This is a genomic window from Streptomyces panacea (assembly GCF_040560175.1).
Taxonomy (GTDB): Bacteria; Actinomycetota; Actinomycetes; order Streptomycetales; family Streptomycetaceae; genus Streptomyces; species Streptomyces panacea.
The window spans coordinates 47,114-54,411 of sequence record NZ_JARJHW010000028.1; the positions used below are offsets into that span (position 1 = coordinate 47,114).

The 7,298-nt window shown below is 72.3% G+C and carries 8 protein-coding genes and 1 pseudogene; 5 read left to right on the forward strand and 4 right to left on the reverse strand.

Translation table 11 applies throughout. The annotated features are described in order from the left end of the window. Positions 1-87 precede the first annotated feature (87 nt). From P3L51_RS10065 to P3L51_RS10075, 3 genes and pseudogenes are all read left to right on the forward strand, one after another. Positions 88-408 carry a WhiB family transcriptional regulator gene (locus P3L51_RS10065; protein ID WP_354604766.1) on the forward strand — a complete coding sequence of 107 codons (321 nt, stop codon included), beginning with the start codon at positions 88-90 and terminating at the stop codon, positions 406-408. Positions 409-650: 242 nt separating this feature from the next. Further along, positions 651-992, forward strand: a pseudogene (locus P3L51_RS10070) (hypothetical protein); the annotation flags it as partial. A gap of 106 nt (positions 993-1,098) precedes the next feature. Beyond that, positions 1,099-1,827 carry a DJ-1/PfpI family protein gene (locus P3L51_RS10075; protein ID WP_354604767.1) on the forward strand — a complete coding sequence of 243 codons (729 nt, stop codon included), beginning with the start codon at positions 1,099-1,101 and terminating at the stop codon, positions 1,825-1,827. A 48-nt stretch (positions 1,828-1,875) separates the two neighbouring features. Here the strand turns inward: P3L51_RS10075 and P3L51_RS10080 are convergent, their stop codons facing one another. Further along, positions 1,876-2,811 (reverse strand): LysR family transcriptional regulator, encoded by a 936-nt coding sequence (locus P3L51_RS10080; protein WP_354604768.1) that lies wholly within the window; start codon positions 2,809-2,811, stop codon positions 1,876-1,878. Positions 2,812-2,895: 84 nt separating this feature from the next. Between P3L51_RS10080 and P3L51_RS10085 the strand changes: the two genes are divergently transcribed. Further along, positions 2,896-3,675 (forward strand): sulfite exporter TauE/SafE family protein, encoded by a 780-nt coding sequence (locus P3L51_RS10085; protein WP_354604769.1) that lies wholly within the window; start codon positions 2,896-2,898, stop codon positions 3,673-3,675. A 1-nt stretch (position 3,676) separates the two neighbouring features. Then, positions 3,677-4,135: a hypothetical protein gene (locus P3L51_RS10090; RefSeq protein ID WP_354604770.1), complete on the forward strand. Its 459-nt coding sequence runs from the start codon at positions 3,677-3,679 to the stop codon at positions 4,133-4,135. Between the two features lie 275 nt (positions 4,136-4,410). On the opposite strand, the gene P3L51_RS10095 is transcribed toward P3L51_RS10090, so the two are convergent. The 3 genes from P3L51_RS10095 to P3L51_RS10105 form a co-directional block, all read right to left on the reverse strand. After that, a complete protein-coding gene (locus P3L51_RS10095) occupies positions 4,411-5,208 on the reverse strand; it encodes a phosphate ABC transporter ATP-binding protein (RefSeq protein ID WP_381901888.1) in 798 nt (265 codons plus the stop codon). Positions 5,209-5,354: 146 nt separating this feature from the next. Further along, positions 5,355-6,272, reverse strand: coding sequence for a sortase (locus P3L51_RS10100; protein WP_354604771.1), 918 nt, complete (start codon positions 6,270-6,272; stop codon positions 5,355-5,357). A 52-nt stretch (positions 6,273-6,324) separates the two neighbouring features. Then, positions 6,325-7,233 (reverse strand): hypothetical protein, encoded by a 909-nt coding sequence (locus P3L51_RS10105; RefSeq protein WP_354604772.1) that lies wholly within the window; start codon positions 7,231-7,233, stop codon positions 6,325-6,327. Between the last annotated feature and the right edge of the window lie 65 nt (positions 7,234-7,298).

A 7,298-nucleotide genomic window follows, 5' to 3' on the forward strand; every position in this document is an offset into this window, starting at 1 on the left:
TCACCCGAAGGAGTGATCAGAGAACTGCCATCTGTCGCAACGGTAAAGCGTTTTGTAGCGTCTGACCTTCCAGGGGAAGGGGGCGCGATGAACGCACAGTCGGAATGGGGCGGACGGGGTGCCTGCCGGGCCGTTGATCCGGACACCCTGTTCGTACAGGGCCAGGAGCAGAACAAGGCGAAGTCCGTGTGCCTCGGCTGCCAGGTACGCACCGAATGCCTGGCCCACGCTCTGGACAACCGGGAGGAGTTCGGTGTCTGGGGCGGCATGACCGAGCGCGAACGCCGGGCACTGCTGCGGCGGAGACCGACCGTCACGTCCTGGCGGCGCCTGCTGGAGACCGCCCGGGGCGAACACGAGCAGCCCGACGACGGCGAGGGCCTTCAACTGCCCGCCGGCGGCCTGTAGTCCGGGGATCGGCCGGCCGGCCCGTGGGAACGGGCCGGCTGCCGCCCGGCGCCCGGCTGTCCACGCCGACCGCTCCGTGCGCGAACCCGCCTTCCGCGCGGGCGGGGGCGCGTTCCGGGTGGCCGACGCGAACGGGAAATCGGCGCCGTACACCACCCCGAGAGGGTGTGATCACGGTCCAGACTGCGGCCGGCCGGACGTACCACGTCAACCCGGCCGGAGCCCGCGCCCCGGTCTGCCGGGTCGCCACCGGCACCTTCACGGCGGGTACGGCGACGAGCCTTGCCATGACCGTCGACGACGGCACGTCGCTGAAGGTCTGCTCGGTCGCCCTCACCCCGACCGGCACCACGACCACCCTCGGTACCGTGCTGAACGCCGCGGCGGGCGCCGCGACCCCGTCGGGTTGCGTCACCGGTGTCACGCCGGCTTCCGGGACGGGCACGATCACGGCCCTCAACGGCAAGGCGAACGCGGGCGGTTCGACGTGGAGGCTGAGCATCGACGGCGCCTCGGCCACCACGGCGACGCGCGGCACCACGATCAACGCCGGAGACACGATCTCACTGCGCTACGGCAGCTGAGCCCTCGTCGGTTCCCGGCCGGTTACGACGATGTCGGACCCGGCCGGGAACCGGACACGTACGCCGGCCGACGTGTGAACAGGAAGGCAATCTACGGAGGTTGGTCATGGAACGGCGTACGTTCTTGCGCGCTTCGACACTGTCCGTGGGCGCGGCGGCCGGTGCGGGATCGATGGCCGGTGGCGCGTCTGCGGCACCGGCGGTACCGGCGGTATCGACGGTCTCGGCGGCGGATCCGCTGCGGGTGCAGGTACTGATGTTCGACGGCGTGGAGGAGCAGGACTTCATCGCCCCGGTCGAAGTGCTGGGGCTCGCCGGGCGAATGAGCGGCGGGGCGCTGACGACGACGATGGTGACGACCGGGCGCCCGTCCACGGTCACCTGCACCTACGGCACCAAGGTCGAGGTGGAGAAGGGCTGGTCACCGGGCGAGGCGGATGTGCTCGTGATCCCCGGCGGCGGGTACACCGCCAGGACCGGGCCCGGCGTGCACCGGCTCATCGCCGACCAGGGATTCCTGCGCCGGCTGGCCGCCTCCGAGGCGCTGCCCGTGGGGATCTGCACAGGCGTCATGGTGCTGTCGGCCGCGGGTCTCACCAAGGGGCGCGACGCGACCACCCACGCGGGTGCGAAGGCGGATCTGGCCGCCCAGGGCGCGACGGTGATCAACGCGCGCGTGGTCGACGACGGCGACCTCGTCACCGGCGGTGGCATCACCTCCGGGCTGGAGGTCTCGCTCTGGCTGGTCGAGCGGTTCGTGGGCGCGCAGCTCGCCCAGCGGGTGGAGACGGTGCTGGAGTACGAGCGACGCGGCACGGTGTGGCGCCGTGACTGACCGGCCGGGCGCGGCGCTCGCGTCGGCGGAACTGGTCAGGACGGGCCGTCAGGACAGGCCGTCGGGGCGTTCCCTGTCGGAGGCCGGCTCGGAGAACGCCGCGCGGCGCAGGTGCTCCGCGAGCGCGGCGGTGGCCGTCGGCGAGGTCCGGGCGCCCTTCGCGCCCCAGGCCAGCAGATGGAGACGGCGCGCCCAGGTGTCTTCCAGGTCGCACACGTCGAGCGGCAGATGGGGGTCGACCGTACGACGCGGTACGACGGCGAGCCCGACCCCGGCGGCGGCGAGGGCCACGAGGACGTTGAGGCCGGCGACGGTGGTGCGGTAGCGCACCACCGGGGCGTGCGGGCCGAGGTTCTTCTCGATCCAGCGTCGTAGCGAGGAATCGGCGTCGAGCCCGACGAGAGGGTGTTCGGCGACCTCGCTGTACGTCAGTCCGGTCCGCCCGGCGAGAATCCCGCCGGCCTGGCCGATCACGACGAGCGAGTCGTCGCCGAGGGGTTCCATGTCGAGGCCGCAGTCGCGGGCCTCCTCGTCGTCGATGACGATCCCCAGGTCGGCCTCTCCGTCGGTCAGTGTCCGCACGGTCTGCGGGGTGCGGCTCTCGGAGACCCGGACGTCGACGTCCGGGTGCGCGCGAAGGAAGGAGACCAGGGCCCGGGGCACGAATCCCTGCATGGCGGAGCCACCGCCCACCAGGGTCAGCGAAGCGGTCGGGGACCGGGTGTAGCTCGCCACGGCGCTCTCCAGCCGCGCCGTCTGGGCAAGGACGTCGCGCGCGTGGCGGGCCAGAGTCGTACCCGCAGGGGTGGGTCGCACACCCCTGCGACCGCGGATCAGCAGCGCGACACCGGCGTTGTGCTCCAGCGCGCGCACCCGCGCGCTGGCCGACGGCAGACTCAGGTGCACCCGGCGGGCACCTCCCGTGATCGACCCCTCCGCCAGGATGTCGAGAAAGAGCCGCAGGTCGTCCAAGTCGTAGCGCATCCGCTCCAGCCTATGGCACAGCCTTAGGCTGGGTACGGGAATCACGCATTGTGCACCCACCGGACGCGGGGTGATGCTCTGCGGGTGCCCGACATTGTGCTCGTCCTGCTGGCCGGTGCCGTCGCCGGAACGATGAACGCCATCGGCGGCGGGGGAACGTTCGTGGCGCTGCCCGCCCTGGTCGCGGCCGGTCTGTCACCCGTGGCGGCGAACGCGTCGTCCACCGTCGCCCTCGCGCCCGGGGCCGTGGCGAGCGCGTGGGTCTACCGACGCGAACTCGCCCCGGTCGGCGAGACGTCCGCGTCGGTGCTCACAGCGATCAGCGTGCTCGGTGGCGCGCTCGGCGCCGGACTTCTGCTGGTCCTGCCGAGCGCGTCGTTCGGCGCCGCGGTGCCGTGGCTGCTCGCCTTCGCCACGGTGGTCCTCGCTTTCGGCCGTCGAGTCTCCCGTGCGCTGAGCACGGCGGCGGGCCGCTCGGCCGAGGCCGGCATGAGCTCACGGGCCGTCCTGGTCGCGCAGTTCCTCCTCGCCGTGTACGGCGGATACTTCGGCGGTGCCATAGGCATCATGCTGCTGGCGGTGTGGAGCATCGGCCTCGGTCTCGACACCGCGACGAGCAACCCGATGCGGATCGCCCAGGTCTCGGCCGTCAATCTCAGCGCGACCGCGCTGTTCCTCGTCGCCTCGGACGCCCTGCGCACTCCGCTCGTGCTGACGACCATGCTGGTCGGCGGGGTGGCCGGCGGCTTCGCGGGCGCCCACCTCGCGCGCCGTCTCCCCGCCCGGGTGCTGCGCGGCACCATCCTGACCATCGCCGTCACCATGACCGTCCTGTATTTCCTGCGCGGAACGAAGGCCGGCTGACATGGCCGAGGGCGACACGCGATCGCCGTACACGGACACGGACACGGCGCGAGCGAGGCTGGAGATGGCCTTCGCGGCGTACGAACTGACCGAACTCGCGCGCTCGGCCGTCCCGATCGGGGAGCACGAACTGACTCCCGGCTCCACCGTTCGCCCGGCGGGCTCCACGTCGGCCGACGCCGCCCGGGTCCTCGCGGCCGCGCGTCGGTTCTACGAGGCGGCGGCCACGTTCGAGCGCCTCCGCGATGGCCCGCTCTCCGCCGAGGCGAACGCCTCCACCGAAACGGATGCCACCACCGAAGCGGGCGGCGAGGTGAGCTGGTGGCGGCCCTACCTGGCCGTCGCGCCGCTCGAAGCGGCGCGCGACCTCGACGACTGGGTACTGCGCCACCGGGACGGGGACCCCGGTCTCGGCAGCGCGCCGGTGTCCGGCGGGCTGGTCCGCCGGACCGACGGGTGAGTCAACAGGCTTACTCACGGCGGGCGTTCATCCGCCACGGCGCGCCCGGCGTTCATCCGCCACCGTCGGCGCGGACGGCGCCCGGCCGAAGGGCCCTACGTTCGACCATTTCGGCGACGCCCCCGAGCGACCGCGGCCGACAGGAGATTCGGTCCCGGCAGGATCGCCCGGACGGGGCCTGAGCCTGTCGTTTGACGTCCGGCTTCGAACAGGCGCGTCCAAAACCAGCGCCTGACCGCCGTGGCGAAAAGGCGGGAGCGGCACGGGCACCCGACCTAGCCGAAGCGGCCGTTCACGTAGTCGGCCGTCCGGGGGTCGGCCGGGTGGGAGAACATCGCGTCGGTGAGGCCGTGTTCGACGATGAAGCCGGGGGTGCCCTGTTCGGCGAGGAAGAAGGCACACCGGTCGGAGACACGGGCGGCCTGCTGCATGTTGTGGGTGACGATGACGACGGTGACCTCGCCGGACAGTTCGCTGATCGTCTCCTCCACGCGGCGGGTGGACGTCGGGTCCAGTGCCGAGCAGGGCTCGTCCATCAGCAGTACCCGCGGCCGGACCGCCAGCGAGCGCGCGATGCAGAGCCGCTGCTGCTGACCGCCCGAGAGCGCGCCGCCGGGCTGGCGCAGCCGGTCCCGTACCTCCTTCCAGAGGCCGGCCTTCGTGAGGCAGCGCTGCACCAGGTCGTCCTTGGCGTCCCGGCCCAGCCGGACACCGGTCAGCTTCAGGCCCGCGGTGACGTTGTCGTACACCGACATCGCCGGGAAGGGGTTCGGCTTCTGGAAGACCATGCCGATCTGCCGGCGGGCGTCGGTGAGCCGCCGTTCCGGCGCGTACACGTCCTGGCCGTCGAGGAGCACCTCTCCCGCGAGCGCCGCGGAAGGGATCAGCTCGTGCATCCGGTTGAGGATCCTGAGGAAAGTGGACTTTCCGCAGCCGGACGGGCCGATCAGCGCCGTGACCTGCCCGGCCGGCATGGTCAGCGACACCCGGTCCAGCACCTTGTGGTCGCCGAACCAGGCCGAGATCCGGCGGGCGTCCAGTTCGGCGGCGGTGCCGGGGGCGAGGGCCCCCACCGTGGGAAGGGAAAGCGTGTCGGAGGGGGAGGCGGTCACGTCATGTCCTTCGAGGATTCAGAGGTTCGGGGGGTACGGGGTGCACGGGGTGCGGAGTGCACGGGGTGCACGGAGCGGGACTCAGGTCGGCAGACAGAAACCGGCGGTCAGAGCAGATTGGGCAGAAGCCGCGCGGCCTGGTCGGCGACGACGAACCCCAGTGCGCCCAGCACCGGTATGCCGACGACCCACGCCTCACGGCGTCCTGAGCGCGCGCGTATCCAGGCCAGGGCGGCGGCGGCCAGCAGCAGTCCCTGCCCCCAGAGCACCAGCGGCACCCACGCCGACGTCTGACCGGCCATCGGTCTCTCGTCGGCGGGCAGCGAGCCCGTGCTGTACAGCGGGGCGACGGCCGACTGCACCGCCGAGACGAGGTCCGCGTCGACCCGGAGCAGTCCGTCGGGCAGGAACGCGCTGCCGTCCCCGGTGATCAGGGTCAGCCTGCCCTTGCCCGCGGCGAGGACGGGCGGCTGCGGGTCCCCCGCCCTGCGTACGCCGAGCACCCGGTAGGTGTGCCGCCCCTGGCCGGTGCTGACCGTGAAGGTCTCACCGCGCCGCATCTCGTCGATGTGCGCGAAGGGACCTCCGTACGCGGCCTGGCGGCCCATGACGACACTGACGCCGGCCTGACCCGGCAGGACCGTGTCCCGGCGGTGCCCGGGGGCTCCGGCGAGCACGTCCGACGTGGTGCCCTCGGCGACGACCTCCCGCAGACCGAGCTGCTTGATCTCCAGCAGCGCCACGGGGTCACCGAGCGCCAGTTGACCGCCGTCCGCCGTGCGCGGGCCGACGGGCGCGGTCGCGTTGGCGAGCTCTTCGCGCAGCTCGGAGTGCGCGACCTTCTGGTCCCGGCCGTGGCGCAGGTCGCCGAGCGGTCCCAGGGTCGCGACGAAGCCGAGCAGCAGCGTGGCGAGGATGCTGAGCGCGGCGCCCGCGGCCCGCAGGGCCGGGCCGGCCGGGCGCGTGTCGTGCGCCCGGCCGGCCGGTGGGGCGCTGTCCACGCGCTCCAGAGTGTTCTGGGTCACCGTCACTTCGCCTTCACCGACGCCGTGGTGGGGGATGTCGTGGTGCGGGGATTCACCGGTGGTTCCAGCCGCCCACGAAGGTGAGCAGACCGCGGCGGCGGGCCCACCAGACGGCGGCGGTACCGGCGGCGACGAGGGCGAGGGCGATCAGGGTGATCGCGCCGGTGCTGCTGCCGGTCGAGGCGAGAGAGCCGCCGTCGCCACCGCCGGAGACCTCGGTCGTGACGTCCGTACCACCGCCGGACGCGCCGCCGTCGGACGAACCGCCGTCGGTGGAGCCACCGTCCGTGGAGCCGCCGTCGGTCGTGCCCGGGTCGGCGGTGTCGCTCGGGTCGGCGGTGTCGCTCGGCGACGCCGTGTCGGTGGGCTCGGTGGGATCGGTCGGCTCGGGGGACTCCGAGGGGTCGGCGGGCTCGGTGGGATCGGTCGACTCGGTGGGGTCGGGCGATTCGCTCGGCCCGGTCGGCTCCGTGGGCTCGGGTCCGTCGGGGTCGGTGTCCTGGTAGGTGGTGTTCGACGTGAACCACATCGAGCCCTCGTAGTCGCCGAAGGTGCTCTCACCGAATGCCTTGCGGCAGGTCACGGTGAAGTCGTAGCGGCCTTCCAGCGTCTTGAACCCGGCTGTGTTGGCGTAGTCGCGCATGGTCTCGCTGAGCGGGATGTCGAGACCCTCGCCCGCGGAGGGGTAGATGGCGACCTCGGAGTTTCCGACGACGTTCTGGCCCTCGGCGGGGAAGCCCTTGCCCGCCACCTTGACGATCAGGTAGTCGGCCTCCTCCGGGCAGGAGCCCGATGTCGAGAGCGTGACGGAGGAGGTGTCGGTGCCGGTGGGCGGGGTCAGGCTGAGCGTGCCCAGCGTCTCGGCCTGCGCGGACGTGCCGAGCATCAGGACGCCGCCGGCGGCGGCCAGGAGGGACGCGAGGCCGAGCGCGGTCGGCCGGGTGAAACGCTTGATGAGCATGGAGGTCTTCGCTTCCTTGTGAACTGGCGTAACTGAGGGACTGTCTCTTATACACATCTACGAGC